This is a genomic window from Nocardia niwae NBRC 108934 = DSM 45340, from assembly GCF_001613465.1.
Classification (GTDB): Bacteria; Actinomycetota; Actinomycetes; order Mycobacteriales; family Mycobacteriaceae; genus Nocardia; species Nocardia niwae.
Map to the genome: position 1 here is coordinate 76,240 of NZ_BDCK01000019.1, position 23,601 is coordinate 99,840.

A 23,601-nucleotide genomic window follows, 5' to 3' on the forward strand; every position below is an offset into this window, starting at 1 on the left:
GATACCGCGAGTACACCTCCGCAGGTTGCCGCGCAGCCGCCGGAGCACCGGTCCTCGGCCACCGCGCAGCGGGGACCGGCCGAGGTGGCCGATGCCGAGAACTCCCGACTCGGCCACAGGATCTTCACCGTCGAATCCGCGCATCGCTGCTCGCGTGGGATGGAACCGTTGTCCCTGCGTTTCACAGACGCGTAGTAGCCGACGTTGTGGTTGAGGCGAGGTCACATCGAGCAGAATTGAGCAATGTTTGGGCGGGTGAGCGCTGTTGCTGCGCAGGTAGGTTCAAGAACGACCGCGTTGCGCACGTGTTTGATCGAAGACTTCCGCTCGTCGCTCAGGCGTCGCACGGGACGGATCCAGTTGCTGCCGGCGGTCTTTTCCGCACTCGCTGCGGGCCTGGGCGTGGCCGTCGCCGCCTATGCATTCCTACGGTGGATTACACCAGTCGACACCAACAAGACCGCGGCCGAGATCGACGTCACCCGCATCGCCTTGACCGTCGTCGCCGGGGTAGGTGGCGTCGTCGCGCTGGTCATCGCCTACCGCCGCCAACGCGACCTCGAGCAAAGTCGGTTCATCGAACGCTTCGGTGCCGCGGCTGCCCAACTCGGTGCTACCGATGTCGCGGTCCGCATCGCCGGGGTCTATGCCATGGCCGGCGTCGCCGACGAATCCGAAGGTCTGCGCCGCCAGCAATGCATCGACGTGCTGTGCGGATACCTCCGCCTGCCCTACGACACCGAGCACGGCGCCAGCGGGCGCACCAAATTCGTCGTCAAAGCCCCCCGAATCGAACATGGCCGAGTGCGTGGCGAGACGGAAGAGCACATCGAATATCGGCAGAACGACCGGGAAGTCCGAGCGACCATCCTCCGTGTCATTGCCAACCACCTCCGCCCACCCGCCGAATACAACTGGTCAGCAAACGATTTCGACTTCCGCAATGCGTACCTGGAAGGTGTCGATTTCAGCAATGCGACGTTCAAGGGCTCTGCCGAGTTCAGCCGTGCGACCTTCGCCGGCGTCGCTGAGTTCGGAGACGCGACATTCACTCGCAAAGCCCAGTTCGGCGGTGCGATCTTCACCGGCGGTGCATGGTTCCAGAATGCGACCTTCAGTAGCGGTGCCTGGTTCCACGATGCGACTTTCACCGGCGACGTCCAGTTCGGAGAGGCGACCTTCACCCGCACCGCCGAGTTCGGAGAGGCGACTTTCACCGGCAAGATCTGGTTCCACCATGTGACCTTCGCGCACAGCGCCTGGTTCAACAGTGCGACCTTCACCTGCGACGTTTCGTTCAAAGGTGCGACCTTCACCGGCGACGTCTCGTTCCACGATGCGACCTTCACCGGCGACACTCGATTCATGAAGGTGAGCTTCGGTAGCGGGATCGCTTCGTTCGTTGCTCCAAAAAAATGGGGGCCACCGGCACCAGTATTCGACTGGGATCAGGACCTCAGCCAGAAGCCCGCCAATGTAGTGCCCCAGGATTGGCCACCGACCGTCGCAGTGCCGCCACCCTCGTAAGCCCGACGCAGCTGACGCAGGAGACATGCTGCCCGACAGGCGCGGCTCACTAAGCTGATCGAGTGGAGTTCACAACGGATTTGGAGCGTGGTGGGTGGCTGCTCGCGCGCGTCGGCGAACACGGGGTCGCTGGCGTCGCGGGTACCGGCTTCGAGGCCTATGCGCGGATCCTGCACCCGGTCGAGGCGACCCGCCGCGACGTCGCGGTGACCGACGAGTGGGGCAATCCCGAGATCGTGGAGGAGGCGATGTGGCCGTGGGCGGAGGTCGCCGTGCGCAACGGCAGAGTGATGCATCCGCTGGTGCAGTGGCGCAACCTCACCGACGGTGAGGACAAAGCGGCGATGTCGTTCGACGACGGGTGGCAAGTCGGCCAGACCGTCGAGGGGTGGTTCGACCCCAGCCTGCTGGCCTCGCTCACCGTCCACCTTCGCGCAGCCACCGAGGCACCGGAAGAGGTGACGGCTGGAGTGTGGAATGGATTCGGCGAGCTGAACACATCCTCGGGTGCGGTGTTCGTCGCGTCCACCGACGGCGATCCGCAGGATGTCGAGCGCGAGCGAGCTCGAATCGAGGCCGAGCTGGCTGCCTCTGTCGCGCCGCAGGTCAGACGGGCGGTCGAGGCAGGGCCTTTCCTGCGATGGCCGGGACGCGACTTCATGCTGTTCGATACCAGTCTCTCCGAACTCGCCGACCCCGGCTGGGTGCATGCGGCGGGCCTGGGATGGACGACCGACTTCCCCGGAGTGACGCCCCAGCTGCTCTGGCCCGCCGACCACGCATGGGTCGTGGCCAGCGAGATCGACTTCGATTCCACGATCGTCGCCGGCTCACGGGCTCTGATCGATGCGGTTGTGGCCGATGATCGTTTCGAGGCCTTCGAGGTCGCCGAGAATTCAGATCTGAGCTGGGACGGCGACACAATCAATCCCGCGCCGTAGGACTGAGATTCGGGGAGAAAGTAACTCCTACTCGGCAGGCTCAGTACCTTGGCGGCCCCCCGTGATGTCAGTGGCGGCCGCCTTCATCGCTGCGGTCAACTGCGTCCCGGCATCGAGTAACTCCACCCCGAGGAGTGCACCGTCTGCATCGAAGTCAAGCGTAGCCAATAGCGTGCCGTCCTTGGTTTGCGCGCGCACGGTGCGTGCTGCATATCGCGGCCCGGGGTGTTCGGACCGAATGGCGAGATATGCAGCGTTGGCCTGCCTGTCCCAGGTAAGTTCCTCTATATAGGTGTTGTTCGGCAGCGTCGTCATCAGCATATCCCCAATTTCATCCAATTCGTACAGCTACTGGTGTCGGGAACGAGGCTACTTCTCGAACGTAGTTCGTTGCAACGAATCTCATCGGGCGATACTCTTCTCGTCCATCTTGGCGCGCCGAGGGCTTCGTGTCACATCGATCCATACAGCTGCGAGGCGCCTCCCGCCGCCTAGGTCAACCCTCCTCCGGAATTGGAATGCCCACCCCGAGTCCGCCTTCCTGTTGGCTTGAGAGCCACGAGTAGATCGAACGGTTTGTGAAAGTTCTGATGGTCCAGGATGGTCACAGTGACGCGCTTCGGAGTGGAGACTGCCCTCAGTTGGCGCTGGCCAGAGGTCGGCGAGACATACGAAAACGCCTGTGAGAACAACTGTCCGCGCTGCTGCCCTAGGTCGAGGACGCCGACAACTTTCTCGACTTTCGAGAGAGCGGTCATCAGGAGGCCGAGTTGTCGATCTGGACGCAGCGCCTCCTCGAGCACCAGGTGCCGATCAGAGACCGGACGCGTGCCGAGATCGAGTGCTCGCGAGCACTGGCGTGAACGCCTGGCCTGCCACAACGAAATCCGCTGTCGCCTCCGCGGCGGCTACCTCACGGGACTTGTTCGACCGGGTGGCGCTGGTCGCGTCGGCGCACCGTGCGCAATCCGCAGGCCTGGCCTACGCTCGCGCCTTCGAGCAGGTATTGCAGTCCGATCACTGCGAATCCGAACAGCCATCGCGCGATCGTCTGCCACAGACGCGGGCGCCGGCCATCCTTCCATCGCACTACCCGCATTCCGAAGAGCAGTTTCGCGACACTTCCCCGCAACAGCAGTGTGCCGAGGACGTGGTTGGCGAACGACACCGCGAGCACACACGGAATGAACGTGCCCAGAAACTCCCCCACACCGTGGAAGGCATGAAAGACACGTTGCGACAACGCGAAACCCACCATTAGCACGAGGAGAGCGTCGACCACCGCGGCCAGGGCCAGGCGGTTCTCTCCCGCCTCCTCGGGAACGCCACCCCACTGAGGCTCCGGCGACTGGGCGGGTGATCGGCTTCGGCGCGAACCGGGGCGTGTTGCGTTCACGCGACGTATTCTGCCGCAGTCAGCAGCTCTCCCCAGTGATGTGAAGGTTGCGCGCGTGCGGAACGGTGGAAAACCGTAGCGTCGACAAGAAGACCGAGTTCTGCTCGCCCGGTGGCAGCCGGCCGCCATCTTGGGCGCCCGGATCGGCGGCGGATACAGTCGAGATCGATAGGGATCGTAGGAGGGTATCGCTCATGTCCGTGAACATTCACCTCTCGCTGTATGTCGAAAAGCTCTCCTCTCCAGCGGAAGCCGACAACATCGAGGTGGCGGTGGAGAGGGTGTTGAAGGAGCACGGGATCGACTCGTGGATGATGGTGAGCGTCTTTCACAACCCGCCCTGGGTGAAGGCATCCAGCGAGAACGGCCCGATCATCGTCCGCGGGTTCGGCGAGTGGAGCAAGATCTTCGAACGCGACGTCACAGATGCCATTCGGGGTATTGCGCCTGAGGCGGACATCGATCTGGAATGGGGATATCCCGACGAGGCCTGAACCACTATCGAGTCAGAGCCTGCTGCGCGCGGGACTCGCTCCCCGCTATTCGATTCACGGCAAACGCATCATCCTCGACATCCATTATTTCCCGCCGCCGATACGGCCCATATCGAACGCATGACCGCCCCGATCACCCGGTTCGCCTCCGGCTGGCTCGACACCGAAGGCCCGGATCCCTCTCCCCGTAGCATTCCACCCTCCTGGCCTGATCCCAGGTCCGGATCACCGCGCGACCTCGGCCGCGGCTTTCGTCGACTTGAGCCGAGCCGAAGACGCAGGTTCAGCCCGCCAGGCGCTGTTCGCGTGTGTTCAGCAGGGCGGCCGATAGGGATGGCCGTGCAGGTACAGTCCCCAGTCTCCTTCCCAGAGCGGCCCGGTGACCTGGGCGCAGATGCGGGGGATGAGTTCCTCTGGCCTGGTGTCCCACGATAGAGGCGGTTGAGCGTCGTATTGGGCGTGCACCCGTCCGCGCTCATCGAACCGAAGCACGCGGAGGTGATCGGACAGGTCGGCGGGTAGTGACCAGGTGACCAGTTCCTGCGGTACGGAGCGGTCACGCAGATCGAACAGGCGAACCGAACGATTGTCGCCAACGGCCAAGGCGGTCGCGTCCGAGGACAGGGCCATGGCGTACGTGGGCAGACCCGCTCGGCCGCCGATGGACGCGGTCAGCCGCGCCTTCTCCGGATGTGTCAGGTCGAATACACGTATACGCCCGTCCTCGTCGCCGAACACGAGCACTCGCCCGTCCCGGCTGAGCGTCGTCGCGGATACCCGGTTGTTCTTGTCCGGGTACGTGGCGACGATCCGGGGCGAGCGCGGGTCGGTGGCGTCCACGATCGACATGCTGCCGTCGCCACCGGCGATGAGGATCAAACCTCGTTCGACGGCCTCCACCCGATTGATTCGGAACTCGCTGTCGATCGCGCCCAACGGCACAGGACGGGTTCGGTCGCCGACGTCGAAGATCTCCAGTCCGTCGGGTACGCCAACCGCCAGTTCGGTACCTGTCGGGTCGAACGACAGCGATGCACTGAGCCCGATCATGCTGTTGTGTATCTGCACGGTGCCGAGTTGCAGCGGGGCAGCCGGATTGCTTACATCCCAGAGGATCACGGACGTGTCGTAGCCGCCGGTGGCCAATGTGCGGCCGTCCGGACTGAATGCCAATGCCACGCCGGTAGCGACAGGCAGGGCGGTGGTCACCACAGGTCGGTCGACGTCGACGAGATCCCAGAGCACCACCTGTTGGCTGCCGCCCACTGCGAGAAGACGGCCGTCGGGACGCACCGCGATCGCGGCGGCCCGATCCGTCAGATCGGTGAGCGCGGGACCGTGAAGACGCCAGGCACGGACTCGCCCGCCGAAGGATGTGGTCACGACATCGCGGCCGTCGGCGGTGAACACTGCCCCGGACACCATGTCGACGCCGTCGTCGAGAACCTTCTCGACATAGGTCTTTGCCAGGTCCGCGGTGTTCCACAGTCTGGCGCTGTCGCGGCTCGCCGTAACCAGGCGGCGGCCATCGCGACTGAAGACCGTTGTGCATACAGGACTCTCGTGCTTCTTCACGATCACGGGCACGGCGGGGCCCGCGAAATTCCATACCGCGACCCGGCCATCGTTACCGCCGGCCACCAGGGACCGTCCATCCGGTCCGAATTCGGCGGCGCACACCCCTTCCGGACCGCCGGACAGAACGACGCCCGGCGCCGGTGCGACGGGGTCGGCCACGTTCCACAGACGGATCGCGCCGCCGGCAGCTTCGACGGCCAGCATGCGCCCATCCGGACCGAACGCGATGGAGAGCACGCCGGATACGGCTTCGGTGATGCTGCCCGCCCGGCTCGGATGCGCGGGATCGGCGATCGACCATAGGTCCACCCGCCAGTCGTCGCGCCGGATCTGGCCGCCGACTGCCAATGTGCGGCCGTCTGGACTGAATCGAAGTGATGCGACAGGCGGGCCGACGAACTGCCCGACAGCGATGGGGGCGGCGGCATTCGAGATGTCCCATAGGCGAACCGTGCCGTCGAGACTGCCGGTCGCCAGCAGCCGGCCGTCAGGGCTGAAAGCCGCCGAATAGGTGAACCGAAGGGCGATCCTGCTCAGCGCGGTGGACCTGTCCGCAGCGGTCAGATCCCACAGCGTGACGGTCTGGGACTCACCAGCGGTGGCCAGCAGCATCCGGCCGGGGTCGATCGCCGCCACGGAATCGGTGAAACCGAGGTAGGTCTCCCGTGGGTCGGCGACCGCGGCCAGCAGCCCGGACCACGCTTGGGAGGTCGGCGCGTACCGGTAGGCCAGGACGTTCAACTGCCTGGCGAGGTTCTGTCGTGTCGGTCGAACCCCCGCGGCATCCACTGCGAGCTGGCGCGAAAGCGCGATATCGCTTTGGTTTCGGGCTTCCCGCAGCTGCTGTCCCGCGAAGATCACGGCCACCATCGTCGCCACGGTCGAAAGAATCACTGTGACGAGGGCCGCTCGGCGCAGCCTCAACCCCCTGCGATCCGCACTGTCGAGGTCATCCGGGCTTCTCCCGTGCACCGGTGCGGCCAGTTTGCATATGGCGGACCGAAAAGCCCTGTCGCGCAGAGTGAGCCGCCGCGGACCGAGGTCACGCAGGTCGACCCACAGCGGCTCACCGCGGAACCATCCGTCGAGCTGAAGGGGTAGCGCCGTGGTGCGCGATCGATCGAAGTCGCCGAGCCGCTCGTCCCAATGGATCTCACCGGCGGCTACCACTATCAGGAAATTCTCCGGCCCGCCGATCTCCTTCCAGAACTCCACCTCCCGCCCGACGCCTTTGGACGTGGCGGCCTCGGGTGAAGCCAACAGAATGAAGAATTCCGACTGCCGGATCGCGAGTTCGAGGGTGGCCCAGAGGTCTGCGTTCGCGGCCAAATTCGTGTCGTCTCGGAATACGCGCAACGCACGCAATCTGTACCAGCGCCGGGCCAACCGGTGCAGACCCTGCTGTACCGCGGTCGCGACCATCCGGTCCCGGTCGTGGCTGTAGGAGATGAACGCGTTGTAGTCGTGTCGTCTGCTCCGCGGATCGGCCACCGCACCAGCATGGCGCACCCGACTCCTGCCGGTGCCGAAGACCGCTGAAAGTTCCCGAGCAGGGTGGAGATGGCACCGCGCTGCGCACTGGCGAGGTTCGGATTCACCCGTTGCGGGTGAATTAGGTCTTGCCTCGCAGCTCATACGATGCATTGAGCGAACAGGAGTGCTTTCCGCGAGCTACGCCGGCCGTGCGCTCAGGTGATCGCATCAGCGGTAGCTGCGCCACGAGACCGAGGCCCAGCGCGTGACTTTTTCCCGCCCCGAAGGTGCGTGATGAGGGATATCGGATCATCGGGGGCGAAGCTGAGTGGCGGTACGTCCACACAGTGAGGAGGAGTCCATGACGAAGTTCACCAACGGGACAGGCCTGTATCAGATTCTCAATCCGCAAGCCGGCGGCGCCGCGATGGGGCTCACGGGCGCCGACACGGGCGGCCGCGGCGTGGCCGTCGGGCTGGTGAGTCCTGGGGAAGGCAGCGGTCAGCTCTGGATCGTCGATGTGTTCGATTCGGATGTCAATTTGACCGACTATGAGACGAATACGATGCTGATCCTGGGGGGAACGGGACAAAAGGGTGACCCCGTCGTGTGCGGTGGTGGGGAAACCTATGGTGCCTTGGGATGGAGTTTCGACGGCGACGCTGATGAGGAATCGACCGTTCTCGTGCCTGACTTCGTGCACCAGCTCGCGGTCGCCCCGGCGGGGCCGGATTACGCGCTCGCGCTCGTCGACAACACGGGGGAGGGTACCCAGCTGTGGCGCTTCGTCCGGGTGTGAGATGTCGGACGATTCGGCCCTCGGGGCAAACGACCGGATCGACGCGGCGGCGGCCTGGCAAGATGAACAGGTTCACTCCGGTCCGGGGTTCGGGATGCTCGCCGTCGACACGACGGCGGCTGTGGCGGCGAGGGCGGCCAGGAACAGGAAGGTGGTGGCGTAGCCGCCGAAGACGGATGCCAGAGCGGTGGCGGCGAACGGCGCCGCGGCCATGGTGATCATCAGCGGCGCCGCGAGCAAGCCGGTGAGGTGCCCGTAGTGCCCGGTTCCCCAGCGATCGCTGACGGCGGTGGCCTGCAACAGGGTGAACACCCCGCGCGACATGCCGGCGGCGATCGCAGCCGCGATCAACGTCCACACGGTGGTGAAGACTCCCAGCAGGGCGGTGGTCGCGGCGATGGCCAGCAGTATCACCACGGTGCGGGTGCGGATGCTGGTGCGCGCGGCGAACGCGGAGTAGCCGATACGGCTGGTGACCTGACCGGCGCCGCCGAGCCCGAGCGCGACCGCCGCCAATCCGTTGTCGAGACCGCGTTCGGTCAGCAGCGGAACCAGGGTGACCACCACCGCGAAGGATGTGAATCCCGCGGCACTCAACGCGAGGGTCAGCGTCAGGAAGGGGCGGCTGCGCACGATCGGCCGGGGATCGGTGAGGTGCGCGTGCCCACGTTCCGGGACGGGGTGGGGTGGCCACGGCAGGCGCAGCCCGAACCAGTGCCCTGGCACGGTCACCACGGCCAGAATCACCATGAGAACCAAATACGTTGCACGCCAATCCAAGTGTTCGGAGATCACGGCGGTCAACGGGGCGAACACCGTCGAAGCCATGCCCGCCGCCAACGTGAGCACCGTGAGAGCGCGAACCCGGTTGGGGCCGTGCCAGCGGGTCAGCGCGGCGAAGGCGGGGGGATACAGCAGCGCTGCCATGGTGATCCCGATCAGCAGCCAGCCTGCGAAGAACCACACCGGGTGCGGCGCGGTCGCGACCAGGATCAGCGCCGGGACCGCCAGTAGCGACCCCGCGCTCATCACTCCACGGGGACCGTGGCGGTCGATCCAGCGCCCAATCGGTATCCCAGTGAGCGCGGCGACAAGTTGCCCGGCGGAAAACGCGGCGGTCAGCGTGGTGGCCGACCAGCCGGTGTCGGTGGTGATGTGCCCGAGCAGCACGGGGAAGGCGTAGAACAGGATTCCCCAGCTGGTGATCTCGGTGACGCACAGCACCACCAGCACTCGGCGCAGTCCGGCCGAGGTGATCGCCGGCTGCGGTGGGGCGGAAACATCCTTCATCACGACGGCATGGCCGGGGCGATGAGTTCGGCCCGGCGGGAGAGCGCCTTGACGTGATCCCACTCGCCCGCCACCGTACCCGCGGTCGCGCCGCGTTCGCGGATCAGCAGGATCGATTCTCGGTCAAACAGTTCCGCGGCGGCGGCCGAGCCGATCGGCCCGGCTCCGACCAGGACAACGGAAAGATCCTTCACCATCACTCAGTCCTTTCAGTGGTCGATGACGACCACCGGTGTCAGGTCATCGCTTCGGCCGATGGCCGGACGCGTCCATTCAGGCAGCCGGTTGCGCGCCCACCCGGGGAAGGGGTCGCGGCGCGCCTGTCCTCCCGAGATTTCCAATGACGGCGCCCCGCGGTCGCGACAGCATCAGTCGCTTGCCCTGCCCCTCCAGCGGATCGCGACTTTCGGACGAGCTGTCAAGTCAGTCCGCCGTCCGCACGGATGTTCTGGCCGGTGACCCATCGGTTGTCCGGATGGACCAGCAAGGCCACGAGATCTGCCGCGTCGGCGGGTCGGCCGATGCGTCCGAGCGCGGTCATCGCTGCGGCTCCGTCCACAGCGCCCGGTTGAGCGCCGCAGCGGAGCAGCTCGGTGTCGGTCGGGCCGAGAGAGATGGTGTTGGCCGTGATGCCTCGGTGTCCGAATTCGCGTGAGGCGACACGTGTGAGCTGCTCGATTGCCGCCTTGCTCGCCGCGTAGATCGCCTCCCCGGGACTTGGCCAATAGGTGCCGACCGTGGAGAGGGTGACGACCCGTCCACCGTCGCGCAGTCGCGGCGCGGCCTGCTGCAGAGTGAGGAACGTGCCGCGGGCGTTCACCGCCATGACACGGTCCCATTCCTCGATGCCCGCATCGGCCAGTGGCGCACTGGCGAACACACCGGCGTTCGCCACCAGGATGTCGAGCCCGACACCGGCCTGCTGGAACACGGTGTCCGCGGCGGCGAACGCTGCGGTGACCTGATCGGGATCGCCGAGATCCAGCCGCACCGCCGACGCGCGTCCGCCGCGTTCGGCGATCTCGGCGACCAATGTCTCGGCAGCTTCGGACCGCGTGTGATAGGTGAACACCACAGTGGCCCCCGAGGCAGCCAATTTGGCGGTGATGGCGCGACCGATACCGCGCGATCCGCCGGTGATCAGGGCGCCGCGACCGGCCAGCGGCCGGGAGGAAGTGGCAGCGGGACTCATCGAAGTGGTCATGTCGGCAACAGTGGCACCTATCGCGGCACGAATCGCTCCGCGATAGATGAGAGGCTGATCGGCATGGTCGATACCAGTGTCCGGCTTCTGCGGCTGCTCGGTTTGCTGCAAACCCAGCGTTGCTGGACCGGGGCGGAGTTGGCTACTCGTCTGGGCGTGAACACCCGCACGATCCGAGTCGATATCGCCCGGCTGCGTCGGCTGGACTATGAGATCGACGCTGCGCCCGGCGTGGCCGGTGGATATCGACTCCGCGCCGGTACCACGCTGCCACTCCTGCGATTCGATGACGACGAGGCCGTCGCCGCCGCGGTGGCTCTACGCACCGCGGCGCGCGCGGGCGTGGTGGGTATCGGCGACGCCGCCGCCCGGGCGGCGGCCAAACTGGAACAACTGCTCCCACCTCGGCTGCGGCACCGGTTGCACACGGTGCATGCGGCAACCGAACCCGTCCCCGACGATGGCAATTTGCTGGACACCAGCGTCTTCCGTGCTGTCGCCACGGCGATCGAGCGCACCGAGATACTCCGATTCGACTACACCGATCGGCACGCGACAACCGGTTGTCGCCGAGTCGAACCCCATCGGATGGTGCACAGCGGCGGACGCTGGTATCTCGTCGGCTACGACCTCGATCGCCAGGACTGGCGTAGCTATCGTGTCGATCGCATCGACCCGAAGACACCGACCGGGCCCGGCTTCACGATCAGAGACCTTCCCGGACCGGATCTGGCGACCTTCGTGACCCGTGGGCGGATGGCAGCGCTGTGGAACTACACCGCAAGAGTCACAGTTCACGCTCCCGCCGCCACCGTCGCAGCCCGCATCCCGATCGGCATCTGGACCGTCGAACCGATCGATGCACACACCAGCGCGCTGGACGCCGGAGCGCAAAGCCCCCAACTGCTCGCCGCGTACCTCGCCGCAATGGACCTCGACTTCCACCTCGACCCCGGACAGGCGCCGGAACTCGCGGCGGCCGTCGACGTAATCGCCACGCGCTACGCAAGAGCCACGCGCGAGACTTGAGCGACCGCTTAGGGGATTTCCCAGCAATGGGGTCTGCGGCGCGACCGGACTCCAGCTCTGCCGTATCCGACCACATGGTCGGCGCCGCAGGTCACCTCCGAGGCTGAATGCGATCGCTGGCCGCCAGAGCGGCGAGTTCGGTCCGCGAGGAGACGCCGAGCTTGGTATATAACCGGGTCAGATGCGCCTCTACGGTCTTCTCGCTCACGTAGAGTTCCTGTGAGATCTGGCGGTTCGTCCGGCCGAGTACCACACGGTCGACGATCTCGGATTGCCGTTCGGTCAAATCGCCGAGCCGCACCGTGGTCGCGCGGGAACGGCTTCGCGGTCCAGGCGTCTTCCGCTCGCCCACCCGGTGCAGAGCCAGGCGCGCTCGCTCGGCGAGCCGTTCGGCGCCGCACAGCTCGAATACCGCCAGTGCAGCGTCGAATTCCGTTTTCGCCGCGGCAACGTCGTGGAGATCGGCGAGCACGTGTCCGAACAGCAACCTGGCTCGAGCCGCATCGAGCGGAGTCCCGCTGGCGCTGTACTCGGCTGCTGCCTGCTCTGCGTTATCGGCGGCCGCCCGTACCTCCTTGCGGGTCAGCTGAACGTGCGCGCGGCAGTACCGTGCGTCGCCGAGCCGCATATGCATCGTCGGCATGGTGGCGACGATCGTTTCGACGCGTCGAGTCGTCTTCTCCGCGGCGTCGACCCGTCCGAGAGCAAGTTCGGCATCGACAAGAAAACGATAGAAATGAGTGATGAGAGTCGGGTAGACCTCGCCCGGGACTTCACCGGCGATCTTGATGATTTCCTGCCGTCCACGGCGATAGCGGCCGGCCTCGATCAGTGCTGAGCCATAGACCAGCGGCGCGTGCCAGGCGTAGAAGGTCGTCGGCATCTGGACGTTGAAGCGCATACTGAGCGCGCCGGACTGCAAGGCTTCCGTGGTGCGGCCCATGAGCGTCAGCAGCCAGCAGCGGGTCGCCTCGGTCAAGGCCATCAATGGCGCATTATCCAGCAGCAGTGCGGTCTTCGCGGCAGTCGCCGCGGCGGAAAGGCCGATATCGAGGTGGCCCTGCAGCAGAAGGCCGAGCGCCCGCAGATTCTGGAGTTCGACCAGGTGCCTGCCGTGTCCGGTTTCGTGGCACAGCCGGATGCCCCGATCCGAATGCGCCACCGCGTTGCCCCACCGCTCCGTCAATATCTCGGCGTACGCCACGTGGGTGAGCCCGTCCAGCAGCGCGGGCACGATCTCGGTGTCGGTGAGCGCATCCAACGCCGAAGCCGCCTCGTCCAGAGAGCGGCGGCTGTCGCCCAGCGACTGCCCGCCATGCAACGCGCCCATGAACGCGCTCGCCGCAGTCGCCATGAGATACAGCCGCCGGTCTTCGCGCGCCGTGGTCGACTGCTGCACCTCCGCCGTGAGCCGGGCTGCCTCATGCCAGTCGCGCATCATCAGGTGGCTCTCGGCCAACTGCAACCGAAGACCGGCGGCCTCGGGACTGCCCGGCGCGCTGAGTGATGCCGCCGTGGTGAGTAGTCGCAGTCCCTCCGCGGCATTGCCGAGCCGCTGCTCGGTCACGGCGATCCGCGCCATGATCGGGACGCGATCCTCGGCTTCGTTCGATGGGATGAGGTCCAGCGCCTGCCGCAGCACCGCGCTGCATTCGCCGAGATGACCGGTCGCGCTGAGCGCATCGGCGAGCGCCACGGACAGTGAAAGCCGCCGCCGCGCAGGTGCATCGTCGGGCAGCAGACGCAATGCTGCGCGGAACCAGCGCACGGCAGTGTGTGGTGCGCGCGGCGCGGCCGCCATTCCTGCTTCGGTCAGCAGATCGATGGCCTGCTCGTCTCCCACTTCTCCGCAGTGTTCGAGGTGATGAGCGCGTACGGACACTGCCGCGCCCCGGCGGTCCAGCGCCGCTGCGGCCCGCTGATGCGCTCGTCTCCGCCAGGCGTATCCGCTGCGCTGGTAGATGGCTAGGTGCACGATGGGATGACGGAACGCGAGCCGCCCGGGCGCTCCTGTCTGGTGGATCAGCCCCGAACGAACCAATTCATCTGTGGCACAGCGAGCGTCGGCCTCGGTCGATTCGGCGATCTCGATAGCCAGCTCGATGTCGAAGATTCTTCCTATCACGGCGGCGGATTGCAGCAGCGATCGCGCGCTCAGTGAGAGGGGTTGAACTTCTTGCTCCAGCGCGGCCTGGATCGCGGAGGGTACGCCCGAGGAGTCGAGAGTATCCATGGTGCCGCCAACGGATCCGCTGAATCCTGAGTGGGCGCGCGCCAATTCTTGGAGATAGAACGGGTTGCCGCCGCAAGAGCGATGCAATTGCGCCAGCTCGATGCGATCGAGCGCGTGGCAGGGGAGCAGTTCGGCGGTCTCGTCCAGGGACAGCGGACCGAGCTCGAGCGCGGTCAGTGTGCCGTTGCAGGCAGCGTGAGCCAGGACCGAGGCGTGCGTGTCCGGCAGCTGCCGTGAACGATTCGCCAGCAGCAACGCCAATCGGGGTACCGGATGGCGGAGGAGATGCGCGATCACCTCCAGCGAGGCGTGATCGGCGCAGTGCACGTCGTCCAGCACGAGCAGCACTGGTCGCCATGCCGCCAGTTGGTGCAGGACCCGCCGCACGGCGCGGTGGCAGCGGTGCCGCTCGATTTGCAACGGCGTCGACAGGGGGGAGGCCAACGCGCTCAGCGACGGAAGCAGCCATCCCAGTTCAGCAAGCTCTTCGGCACAGAGCAATCGCAACTCCGTGCGGCGCAACGCGCCGAAGGGCTGATCGAGGGCATCGATCACCATGGCGTACGGAATCTCGCGTTCGAGGTCGGTGCCTTGTCCCTCGAGGACCTGGAGACCGAGGGCTGCCGCTTGCACCGACGCTTCGCGGAGCAGGCGGGTCTTGCCGATGCCGGGTTCGCCGGTCACCGAGATCACCGAAGTTCCTCCCTCTCGCACGCCGCGGAGTGCCGCGTGCAGGGTGCGGATCTCTGCCGTACGACCCACCATTGGTCGGACGCCTGGTCCCGGCAATCCCACCGACATCTCACCTCCGGGCGGTCGACAGCTCGGTTCGCCGGATCTTCCGAGCTATGCCGGTGCATCGTAATCGGACCGAGTTCCGCTGTCGCACTACGAATATTCGCAGGGATGGAACGTCGGGGCGGGCCGAAGTGCAACTATCCAGCGTTCCGGCTTCCCCCGTCGCAAATAGGGGTTTCCCTACTACGTCCGATTGCCGGCGGTGCCCGATTCTTGTTGTGGCGATGCAGCCGAATCCCTGAATCGACTGAGGCTCGACAAGTTTCGGCATCCACGGTGTCCCGCACCTGGATCGGCTGGTCGCCTGGGAACGTCTGGGCAGCAGCCTGCTGCCCAGCGCCGATACTGTGTAGGAGCGCCGGATGCATATTGAAGTTTCCCGTTGGCCTCGGCAACTCGTAGCGAACCAACCCTGGCGCAAGCGACGACTCCCCGTGACAGTCGGGCCGGGCACGTGGCCGGCCCACCGGCTCCACGACGAGTCAGCAGCCGTGGCGGACCGCGCGGTTTGCGAGGGGCTCGGCAAGAACGTGCGAAAAGCCGCGACGGGCACCGTGTGGCCGGGCCACCGATGAGCACGGCGTTGTTGTCTTCCACCGCCGCGGCACGGAGCGTCTGGATGAGACCGTTCGAGCCGGAGGCGCGCGCTGACTCCGATCAGGCAGCGGTCTCCGGCGTATCGGAGACACTGGCATCGCTGTGGAACTGGGCGGCGGCCGTACGTGAGGCAGAGATGCGACGCTTGGAAAACCGGGTGCCCGGACTCCGCGCCGGCGCCCGCAACGAGGTCGATCGGGCCATCCAGCGGGTGGTAGAGGGTCTGTTCGGGGATCTCGGAGCTCGGTTGTCCCGCGACGCCGCTCTCATCGACGCGGTCCACGTGCTCTTCGCACTCGACACACCTGGAGGCAAACCATGACCAGGGTGGGTGTCGTGGTGCCACCGGCCAACCCGGCTGCGGAGCCAGAGTTCGCACGTCTGCTGGCTGGGCGGGCGGACCTCTATGTCACCCGCTTCCCCATACAGCCCGGTCTGTCGCTGGCCGAGCGCTTGGACGCCTACAACGGTGCAGTGCCCGACATGATCCGCTCGTTCGGCAGTCTTCCGCTCGACGCCCTTGTCCTGGCGTGCAGTGGTTCACGCTATTTGCTGGGCCCGGCGGAGGACCGGCGCCGCTGCGCCGAGTTGAGCGCGGAGTTCGGTCTGCCCGTCGCCTCCGTGACCGAAGCCACCAGGCGGGCGTTGGAGCAGCTCGGCGCCGAGGCGGTCACGCTGGTCTCGCCGTACCAGCCGTGGCTGACCGCCCGCGCCGAAGAATTCTGGACGGCGGCGGGCGTGCGGATCGCCCAGCTCGTCCCGGTCAAGGCGGGCCAGCGCTTCGCCCCCTACGAGATGACCACGGACCGGCTCGTCACGCAGATCGAGCAAGCCGGGGTGGCTCAGGACGCGGTGCTGCTGCTCACCGGTACCGGCATGCCGACACTGCGCGCGATAGCCCGGCTGACGGCCGGTAACGCGCGGGTCGTTGTGGCCTCGAACCTTTGCGGCGCCTGGTGGGCGCTGACCAGCACGCGCCGATGCGCCATATCGGACGGCGTCAAGCAGAGGGCCTGGGCCGAGCAGGCCGCGCCATGACCACCGATGTCATCGTGGCGGGGGCCGGGCCGGTCGGGCTTGCCGCGGCGCTCACCCTCGCCAGGGCCGGGGTGTCGGTGCTGGTCTTGGAGTGTGCGGCCGCACTGGGATCCGGTTCGCGGGCCGCCACGATCCACCCAGCCACGCTCGACGTTCTCGATGACCTGGAGGTGGCCGCGCAGTTGGTGGCGTACGGCTTGATCGTGGATCGCCTGCAATGGCGCGATCTGTCCGGAACCGTCCTCGCCGAAATGCCGATGGCCGCGCTGGATGGTCTGACCGGGCATCCTTTCCGGTTGCACGTGGAGCAGCCGGTGCTCACCCGGCTATTGCTCGATGCTCTCGATCCTTACCCGGAGGCGGTTGTCCGCTTCGGCGCTCGGATCGAATCCGTGACCGACACGGGCGCGACCGTAGGGGTTCGGACCTCGAACGGACGGGAGCGGGCTCAGTACCTCGTCGCGGCAGACGGCGCACACAGCGCAGTCAGGGCCTCGCTCGGTCTGTCGGTACGGCGGTCGGTCTACCCGACGCAGGCACTGCGAATCTTCACCCGCTCCCCACTCGGTGAACTGCTTCCGGGTCTTGCGCCGGTGACCTATATCCGTGACCCGGTCCAGTCGTGCAGTCTGTTGCGATTGCCCGATCACTGGCGGATCATCCTCAGGCTGGCACCCGGCGAGTCGATGCCGCAGCGTGTGGCCGGGCTGGAACTCCGCGACCTGAACGTCATCGGCCTGCATCGCTACCACCTGGCTACGGGGGTACTCGGCGCGTTCCGCCACGGCCGGGTGCTGTTCGCGGGCGACGCCGCGCACGTGACCTCTACCGCGGGCGGTCTCAACATGAACGCCGGTATCCACGACGCGGTCGATCTCGGCAGAACACTGGCCGATGTGCTCACTGGACCCGCGGCGCCGACTGCCTTGGATAGCTGGGCGCGGCGTCGCCGCGCCGTCGTGATCGACCACGTCGTCCCGACCAGCGAAGCGAGGGTCGTGGGCGTGCAAGACGGTGAGGCCGCCCGATTGCCTGCCGCCGTCGCCACTCTGCGGGCCATCGCCGCCGACGGCGAAGCGACGAGGGCCTACCTGGCCAAAGCCTCCATGCTCGACACCATTCCTGCGAATACGGGTAATTGACATGCGAATTCGATTCCAGAAACACGCCGTCGAGGGGCGCTCGCCGCTGCTCGACAAACTCTACGCCAGCCATCTGGCCGAGGTCTCCGGTCCGGGTACCACGGTCGAAATCCGCACTCTGCCACCACTGACGTATGCGACTGAGTTGCCCGAGGATTTGGTCGGTTTCGGATCGCTCGGGCTGTTGTTCGGCGACTACTTCGCGCGCACGGCCGTCTCCGCCGAACGGGATGGCTGCGCCGCGTGGATCAGCGGCGCGGGCCAGGACCCTGGGCTTGCCGTCGCGCGCATCCGGGCAACCATCCCCGTGGTCGGTTACGGAGACGCGACCTGGCATGCTGCCCGGCAAGAGCGGCACCGGCTCGGCGTGATCGGCTTCATTCCTCATCTGGCCGAGCCCATTACCGACAATATCGCCTCCGCCGGTGCGACTTTGGCCTCCTACCAGGTGATCGATGACGGTGCGGTCGTGATCTCTCGCGCGCTGGCTGGGGACTTCGATCCGTTCGTGCGGGCGTATACCGCAGCCGCGGAGCAGGCAGCGAAGGCAGGTGCGCAGTGGCTGGTGCCCGCGGAGGGCATCCCCAACGAGCTGCTCGTCCACTTGCAGATCCGGCAGCTGTGTGGGCTGCCGGTGATCGATCCCGGCGGCCTGGCGGTGAAGACCGCTGAGCACCTGGCCGGCTTACGTGACCTCGGCATAATCGCCAAGGCCTCGACCGGATACTGGTACCGGCAGCCATCCGGGGTCGTCGTGGAGCACGTCGAGCGGACACTGGAGGCTACGTCATGAGCTTCCCAGTGGTTCGGCCACGGCGGCTGCGCCGCACCGCCGCGCTTCGTAAGTTGGTGGCCGAGAACAGGTTGCATCCGTCAGATCTTGTCCAGCCCCTGTTCGTGCGCGAGGGCATCACGGAGCCCCGGCCCATTCCCGCGATGCCCGGCCAACTGCAGCACACCCGCGACAGCCTCCGGAAGGCGGCAGCGACCGCGGTACAGGCGGGCGTGGGCGGAGTCATGATCTTCGGCATTCCCGAGACGAAACATCCGGATGGCCGTGGCGCCTGGGACGAGGGCGGCATCGCCCAACTGGCGATTGCCGATGTCGCGGCTGAGGTCGGTGACGCGGCCGTGGTGATAGGCGATATCAATCTCGACGAATACACCGATCATGGTCATGTCGGTCTGCTCGGGGCCGACGGCGATGTGGACAACGACGCTACGTTGCGCGCGTACACCCGCATCGCGCTGGCACAAGCCGAAGCCGGAGCTCACTTGGTGGCCCCCAGCGGCATGATGGACGGCCAAGTCGCCGCCATTCGCGCCGGACTCGACCTCGCCGGACATGAGCGCGTAGCCATTCTCGCCTATGCCGCCAAATACGACTCCGCCTTCTACGGCCCCTTCCGGACGGCCGTCGAATCCTCGTTGGTGGGCAGTAGGTCCACCCATCAACAGGACCCGGCCAACCTTCGCGAGGCGCTGCGCGAGGTGCTGCTCGACGTCGAGGAGGGCGCCGACCTGGTGATGGTCAAACCCGCCGGACTCTACCTCGACGTTGTACGCCGGGTGGCCGACGCGGTGGATGTGCCCGTTGCCGCCTACCAGGTTTCGGGCGAATATGCCGCGATCGAGGCCGCTGCCATGCGGGGAATGCTACACCGTGAGCGGGCCATCGAAGAGAGCCTCACCGCGATCCGACGTGCCGGGGCAGGGATCGCCATTACCTATTGGGCCACCGAGGTCGCGCAGAGACTACACGGATAGATACCGAGGAGCCGAGGCGGTGGCCCGGGTCGAAGGGACAGCGCCACGCGCGGTGTTCACCGAGTCGGGCGCCGGGAGAACACATGGCCACACGGACGTCGGCAACTGCTGCTGGGAGGAATGAGGAAGCTACGGCGGTCAGGCCGAGGGCGCTGTCTTGATGACCAGATCCGATCTGATCGCACGGGCATACGCGCGATTCGCCCAACACTTGAGCAACGAGATCAGGAGGATGGCGAGGGCTGATGCCGAACACGGCCTCAGGCCCGTCGCTCGCGAAGCAAGGAGTGCGGCCCAGGTACTTCTCGACGCCGACAGAGGCTTCCGTCGCGACTTCGATACCGGCGACCCATCGTTCCCGCGTCCGCTGGTCGAGTCCGGGTCCGCGCCGCCGGATCGTTTCTATAACGGTGCACGCCTGTGGCAGGTCGATCAAGTATTTCCGAAAGCTTTTCGCGGAAGAGAAGCCGCAGCCGAGGAAGGCTATATCCGCACGGCGTCACACAGCACCGCTGGAGACGTTGTGTATCTGACCGACGGCACTGACGTCGCGGGCGTGTACGGAACGATCACGAGCTGGACCGATGTTCGCGACGGAACGATGCGGTTCCACCCCGCGGGAATGGTACTGGGTGTCGACGCCAACCGTATCCGGGTCGATCCGATGCTACAAGAGGGGCATTCGGCAGCCAATTACATCGAAGGTGTCAGCGACCGCGTATTCACCACGCCGGGGCGGGTGGACACATCCAAGATCGTCAGCGTGGAATTCCAGACCTACGACGACATCATCAGCGATCCCGATGTAACCCTCGTAGCCGATGGCTTCCCCGGCTTCGACGGCCTCCAGCAAGAGTTGTTACGCGACCCCGCGGTAGTCGCCGAGCGACTCTCCACCATCGCCGAGGCCGTCAGCAGAAACTATCCCGCGATCGACGTCACCGTCAGTGCGAATCATCTCTCCAGCGACGCAGCGATCAGAACCTTCCTGGCAACGTGAGCGAAGTACCAGCAGTCTCGGTCCGGTTCTTCTTCATGTTCGGGATGACCCGAGCTATCCGGCGAACAGCTGCTGGTCCGTCCGTGACGGGGCGCTGTCAGCTCGCCGGGGGCCGATGTTCGGCGCGTACGTCCCCGGCGCGCGGCGGTATGCCCACCGAGCAGCTCCTCGCATCCGCCTGCTCGCTGGGCATCGGGGTTCCCGCGCTTTTCCGAGCCGACCGCCGGGACCGGATCGAATGTCGTGCGGACTGTTGTGACGAACCGAGAAGGACGACGGAGTCCGGAGGGACGCTTTGCCGCCGCCGCCGATCCGGTCGTCGTTGGTTCCGCCGGGCCGCGTAGCCGCTGCCAGGCGCAGCGCAGTGGTTCGAACAGCCCGCGCCGCAGCTGGTCCGGCGTGACCGGCTGGACCGGAGTTCGTCCCGAGCCTCGGTGTGCCGCCCAGGGGCGGGCGCAGCCGCCGAGGGGCGCACGCCCCTGCTCGAGAACTGACGGGCTTTTCCGTAGTCCGGTATGTGATCGATCCGTGGTCGAATTCTCCTGTCATCGCTGTCCGTCTCGGCGAATATTTCTATAACGTCCGACGGACTTTTGTTCAATGGCGTGAACAAAACTGATCGTTATGCACTGCAGTGGAATCTCCGCGATATGGAACCGTGGGAGCGAATCCATTGCGGATCCGGTGCGCGAGGGTGCGGTATTCCCGGCGCTGAAATAGGTAGATCGGCGGTGCGCTCTATAGTCGGTACTCATCGCATATCCTCTGGAATGGAGGACGCAAATGATTGCGCCGTGCCTTTCGTATTCGGTGAGAATAAATTTCAGCATGCAAATCGGCCACTTGTCGGCGCCGGTCGGCCCCGGTCTTCAGCAAACGCTTCTCTCGTGTCGCTCCGCGACATGGTCGGGAGTCGGCCGATGCGCTTCGCTCGGGCGGGCCGCGGCTGCGGCCCCTGACCCGCAGCGGGGCCCTGGTTCTCGACCGTCGTCCGCATCCATCCGGCGAAGCGGCGTGCACGCTCGGCGTTCGCGCATGCCATAGCCGCAATCGGTCCGGTGCGGGGATTCGCGTCGCCGCTTCGGGGCCGCGGGCGACCTGATTCGGACCTCGGTGGCCCGTGGAACGCGCGCCGGATCTTTGCGGGAACGAGCCGTTCGCGGATCACTTGCGGGAAAGCGGAACGGCTGGCAGGCTAACGCTCAGCACGCGACTGGACGGTTGTCCTGGCGCTTTGCCTGCCGAAGAAAGAATGCAAATGTGCTATGGATTCGTCTTCTCAGCTCTGGGAAGTAGGATGCTCGCCTCGGATAAAGATCCGTGGTACACAGGATGTTCCGCTGTGTCGGATTTTCCGTCACTGAGGGCAACGTCGATATGTCCATCTTGATAACCGTGGAGAAACATTCCTCCGCGGAAATGCGCGGTTGCGGCGCGCGTCGGCCTCGTCTGCCGTTCGCGGGCGTCTCGACCGGCTGCTTCGTCACCGATACCTGACCGAACACTCGGCAGTTCTTGCGAACCCGCGCCGTTGCTCGCGGCGCCGGGTTTCTTTGTCGACCCTGCGAAACCCGGGATGTGAAACGTGGACAACGGCGCTGGCGACTCGTCCGACCGCATGTTGGAGTACCTGAAGAAGGTCACCGTCGAACTCATGACGACGCGCGACGATCTGACCCAGCTGCGGGAGAAGATCGACGAGCCGATCGCGATCGTCGGCATGAGCTGCCGGTATCCAGGCGGGGCCGCATCGCCGGAGCAGTTGTGGGAGCTGGTCGCGGGGGAAGCGGACGCCGTGGGTGAGTTCCCGGCCGACCGGGGCTGGGACCCGGAGAGGCTGTTCGATCCGGACCCCGACCGCTTCGGAAAGGTGTACACCCGCTCCGGCGGCTTTTTGCGGGACGCGGGGGACTTCGACGCCGGATTCTTCGGCATCGGCCCCCGGGAGGCGGCGGCCATGGATCCGCAGCAGCGGCTGCTGCTCGAGGCGTCGTGGGAAGCCCTGGAGAACGCCGGTATCGCGCCGACCTCGCTGCGGGGCAGCGATACCGGCGTGTTCGCGGGCGTGATGTACGAGGACTACGAGCACACCGCCAGAGCGGCCGGACCCGTTGCGGAGGGCTACGCGGGGATCGGCTCGACGGGCAGCGTGGTCTCCGGCCGGGTGGCCTACACGCTGGGCCTGGAAGGCCCCGCCGTATCGGTGGATACTGCGTGTTCGTCGTCGCTGGTGGCCATCCACCTGGCCTGTCAGGCGCTGCGCCGCGGCGAGACATCCCTCGTGCTGGCCGGTGGCGTCACGGTGATGTCGACGCCGTTCCTGTTCATCGAATTCTCCCGCCAGCGCGGGTTGTCACCGGACGGGCGCTGTAAGGCGTTCTCCGCGTCGGCCGACGGCGTGGGCTGGGGCGAGGGCGTGGGTGTGCTGGTGTTGGAGCGTTTGTCGGACGCGCGGCGCGCGGGGCACGAGGTGCTGGCGGTTAATTCGTGGTTCGGCGGTGAATCAGGACGGTGCGAGCAATGGTTTGACCGCGCCGAACGGTCCGTCGCAGGAGCGGGTGATCGCGGCGGCGCTGGCCGCGGCGGGGTTGTCGCCCGCGGATGTGGACGTGGTGGAGGCCCACGGCACGGGCACCTCGCTGGGTGATCCGATCGAGGCGCAGGCGTTGATCGCCGCGTACGGACAGCTGCGCGACGAGCCGCTGCGCATCGGATCGCTGAAGTCGAACATCGGTCATTCGCAGGCTGCGGCGGGTGTCGGCGGCGTGATCAAGATGGTGCAGGCGCTGCGGCACGAGACCTTGCCGAAGACGCTGCACGTGGACGCGCCGTCGCCGCATGTGGATTGGTCGGCGGGATCGGTGCGGCTGCTGACGCAGGCGGAAGTGTGGCCCGCGGGTGAGCGGGTGCGCCGCGCGGGTGTGTCGTCGTTCGGGATCAGTGGGACCAACGCGCATGTGATCCTGGAGGAAGCGCCCGCGACGGCCTCCGGCGACGAGACCGAGGACAGCGACACCGGTCCCGCCTGCGCGGCCGGCGCCGTCCCGTTGCTCGTATCCGCGAAGACCGAGGAGGCGCTGCGCGCCCAAGCGGCGCGGTTGCACGAGTGGCTGCTCGGGCATCCGGACGCCGACCCGTGGAGCGTGGCCTCCGCGCTGATCGAGACCAGGGCGCAGTGGAACCGCCGCGCCGCGGTGGTCGGCCGAGACAAAGACCAGTTGCTTGCCGGGTTGGCGGAGCTGGCGGCCGGCACCGCGAGCGGTGCGCTCGATGGTGTTGCCCTGTCCGGGAAGAC

General features: G+C 66.3%; 18 protein-coding genes and 1 pseudogene. 12 read left to right on the plus strand and 7 right to left on the minus strand.

Features of this window, described 5'->3' with window-relative positions; translation table 11 throughout:
• Window positions 1-255 precede the first annotated feature (255 nt).
• Entirely contained in the window at window positions 256-1,527 is a 1,272-nt protein-coding gene (locus NNI01S_RS12190) for a pentapeptide repeat-containing protein (protein ID WP_169812957.1), read from the plus strand.
• A 62-nt stretch (window positions 1,528-1,589) separates the two neighbouring features.
• The gene (locus NNI01S_RS12195; RefSeq protein ID WP_063020185.1) at window positions 1,590-2,468 is read left to right on the plus strand and encodes a hypothetical protein; all 879 of its coding nucleotides are present in this window, start codon (window positions 1,590-1,592) and stop codon (window positions 2,466-2,468) included.
• Between the two features lie 27 nt (window positions 2,469-2,495).
• Here NNI01S_RS12195 and NNI01S_RS12200 read toward each other — a convergent pair whose 3' ends face one another.
• Window positions 2,496-2,783, minus strand: a complete 288-nt coding sequence (locus tag NNI01S_RS12200; RefSeq protein ID WP_169812958.1) for a DUF2283 domain-containing protein — start codon at window positions 2,781-2,783, stop codon at window positions 2,496-2,498.
• A gap of 598 nt (window positions 2,784-3,381) precedes the next feature.
• A complete protein-coding gene (locus tag NNI01S_RS33410) occupies window positions 3,382-3,864 on the minus strand; it encodes an RDD family protein (protein WP_169812959.1) in 483 nt (160 codons plus the stop codon).
• A 194-nt stretch (window positions 3,865-4,058) separates the two neighbouring features.
• Here NNI01S_RS33410 and NNI01S_RS12210 point away from each other — a divergent pair, with 194 nt between their 5' ends.
• Complete coding sequence (locus NNI01S_RS12210) at window positions 4,059-4,358, plus strand: hypothetical protein (protein ID WP_063020188.1); 300 nt, start codon at window positions 4,059-4,061, stop codon at window positions 4,356-4,358.
• 312 nt (window positions 4,359-4,670) lie between these two features.
• Here NNI01S_RS12210 and NNI01S_RS12215 read toward each other — a convergent pair whose 3' ends face one another.
• Entirely contained in the window at window positions 4,671-7,427 is a 2,757-nt protein-coding gene (locus NNI01S_RS12215) for a TIR domain-containing protein (RefSeq protein WP_063020189.1), read from the minus strand.
• Window positions 7,428-7,770: 343 nt separating this feature from the next.
• Here NNI01S_RS12215 and NNI01S_RS12220 point away from each other — a divergent pair, with 343 nt between their 5' ends.
• Window positions 7,771-8,208, plus strand: a complete 438-nt coding sequence (locus NNI01S_RS12220) for a hypothetical protein (protein WP_157114719.1) — start codon at window positions 7,771-7,773, stop codon at window positions 8,206-8,208.
• Between the two features lie 72 nt (window positions 8,209-8,280).
• Here NNI01S_RS12220 and NNI01S_RS12225 read toward each other — a convergent pair whose 3' ends face one another.
• The 3 genes from NNI01S_RS12225 to NNI01S_RS12235 form a co-directional block, all read right to left on the minus strand.
• Window positions 8,281-9,498, minus strand: a complete 1,218-nt coding sequence (locus tag NNI01S_RS12225) for an MFS transporter (RefSeq protein ID WP_063020191.1) — start codon at window positions 9,496-9,498, stop codon at window positions 8,281-8,283.
• A complete protein-coding gene (locus NNI01S_RS12230) occupies window positions 9,498-9,695 on the minus strand; it encodes a hypothetical protein (RefSeq protein WP_063020192.1) in 198 nt (65 codons plus the stop codon). The genes NNI01S_RS12225 and NNI01S_RS12230 overlap by 1 nt, the downstream gene beginning before the upstream one ends.
• 221 nt (window positions 9,696-9,916) lie before the next feature.
• Complete coding sequence (locus NNI01S_RS12235) at window positions 9,917-10,702, minus strand: SDR family oxidoreductase (protein WP_218019185.1); 786 nt, start codon at window positions 10,700-10,702, stop codon at window positions 9,917-9,919.
• A 63-nt stretch (window positions 10,703-10,765) separates the two neighbouring features.
• On the opposite strand from NNI01S_RS12235, the gene NNI01S_RS12240 reads away from it, so the two are divergent.
• Window positions 10,766-11,731, plus strand: coding sequence for a helix-turn-helix transcriptional regulator (locus NNI01S_RS12240; RefSeq protein ID WP_063020193.1), 966 nt, complete (start codon window positions 10,766-10,768; stop codon window positions 11,729-11,731).
• Between the two features lie 91 nt (window positions 11,732-11,822).
• On the opposite strand, the gene NNI01S_RS12245 is transcribed toward NNI01S_RS12240, so the two are convergent.
• Window positions 11,823-14,765, minus strand: coding sequence for a helix-turn-helix transcriptional regulator (locus NNI01S_RS12245; protein ID WP_084488743.1), 2,943 nt, complete (start codon window positions 14,763-14,765; stop codon window positions 11,823-11,825).
• 616 nt (window positions 14,766-15,381) lie between these two features.
• On the opposite strand from NNI01S_RS12245, the gene NNI01S_RS12250 reads away from it, so the two are divergent.
• From NNI01S_RS12250 to NNI01S_RS33415, 7 genes and pseudogenes are all read left to right on the plus strand, one after another.
• On the plus strand, window positions 15,382-15,681 hold the full coding sequence (locus NNI01S_RS12250; protein WP_157114720.1) for a glutamyl-tRNA reductase: 300 nt from the start codon (window positions 15,382-15,384) through the stop codon (window positions 15,679-15,681).
• Window positions 15,678-16,397, plus strand: coding sequence for a maleate cis-trans isomerase family protein (locus tag NNI01S_RS12255; protein WP_063020196.1), 720 nt, complete (start codon window positions 15,678-15,680; stop codon window positions 16,395-16,397). Before NNI01S_RS12250 ends, NNI01S_RS12255 begins: the two co-directional genes overlap by 4 nt.
• Window positions 16,394-17,539: an FAD-dependent oxidoreductase gene (locus tag NNI01S_RS12260; RefSeq protein WP_063020197.1), complete on the plus strand. Its 1,146-nt coding sequence runs from the start codon at window positions 16,394-16,396 to the stop codon at window positions 17,537-17,539. Before NNI01S_RS12255 ends, NNI01S_RS12260 begins: the two co-directional genes overlap by 4 nt.
• A 1-nt stretch (window position 17,540) precedes the next feature.
• Window positions 17,541-18,332, plus strand: coding sequence for an aspartate/glutamate racemase family protein (locus tag NNI01S_RS12265; protein WP_063020198.1), 792 nt, complete (start codon window positions 17,541-17,543; stop codon window positions 18,330-18,332).
• Window positions 18,329-19,306, plus strand: a complete 978-nt coding sequence (gene hemB, locus NNI01S_RS12270) for a porphobilinogen synthase (RefSeq protein WP_063020199.1) — start codon at window positions 18,329-18,331, stop codon at window positions 19,304-19,306. The genes NNI01S_RS12265 and hemB overlap by 4 nt, the downstream gene beginning before the upstream one ends.
• Window positions 19,307-19,466: 160 nt before the next feature.
• Complete coding sequence (locus NNI01S_RS34450; protein ID WP_157114722.1) at window positions 19,467-20,306, plus strand: hypothetical protein; 840 nt, start codon at window positions 19,467-19,469, stop codon at window positions 20,304-20,306.
• A 1,618-nt stretch (window positions 20,307-21,924) separates the two neighbouring features.
• Window positions 21,925-23,601 (plus strand): annotated as a pseudogene (locus NNI01S_RS33415) (type I polyketide synthase); the annotation flags it as partial.

Coding starts and splice junctions, on each gene's coding strand:
- NNI01S_RS12200 (WP_169812958.1), bottom strand. CDS start 2,783: ATGACGACGCTGCCGAACAACACCTATATAGAGGAACTTACCTGGGAC.
- NNI01S_RS12210 (WP_063020188.1), top strand. CDS start 4,059: ATGTCCGTGAACATTCACCTCTCGCTGTATGTCGAAAAGCTCTCCTCT.
- NNI01S_RS12220 (WP_157114719.1), top strand. CDS start 7,771: ATGACGAAGTTCACCAACGGGACAGGCCTGTATCAGATTCTCAATCCG.
- NNI01S_RS12225 (WP_063020191.1), bottom strand. CDS start 9,498: ATGAAGGATGTTTCCGCCCCACCGCAGCCGGCGATCACCTCGGCCGGA.
- NNI01S_RS12230 (WP_063020192.1), bottom strand. CDS start 9,695: ATGGTGAAGGATCTTTCCGTTGTCCTGGTCGGAGCCGGGCCGATCGGC.
- NNI01S_RS12235 (WP_218019185.1), bottom strand. CDS start 10,702: ATGACCACTTCGATGAGTCCCGCTGCCACTTCCTCCCGGCCGCTGGCC.
- NNI01S_RS12240 (WP_063020193.1), top strand. CDS start 10,766: ATGGTCGATACCAGTGTCCGGCTTCTGCGGCTGCTCGGTTTGCTGCAA.
- NNI01S_RS12245 (WP_084488743.1), bottom strand. CDS start 14,765: ATGTCGGTGGGATTGCCGGGACCAGGCGTCCGACCAATGGTGGGTCGT.
- NNI01S_RS12250 (WP_157114720.1), top strand. CDS start 15,382: ATGAGACCGTTCGAGCCGGAGGCGCGCGCTGACTCCGATCAGGCAGCG.
- NNI01S_RS12255 (WP_063020196.1), top strand. CDS start 15,678: ATGACCAGGGTGGGTGTCGTGGTGCCACCGGCCAACCCGGCTGCGGAG.
- NNI01S_RS12260 (WP_063020197.1), top strand. CDS start 16,394: ATGACCACCGATGTCATCGTGGCGGGGGCCGGGCCGGTCGGGCTTGCC.
- NNI01S_RS12265 (WP_063020198.1), top strand. CDS start 17,541: ATGCGAATTCGATTCCAGAAACACGCCGTCGAGGGGCGCTCGCCGCTG.
- hemB (WP_063020199.1), top strand. CDS start 18,329: ATGAGCTTCCCAGTGGTTCGGCCACGGCGGCTGCGCCGCACCGCCGCG.
- NNI01S_RS34450 (WP_157114722.1), top strand. CDS start 19,467: ATGACCAGATCCGATCTGATCGCACGGGCATACGCGCGATTCGCCCAA.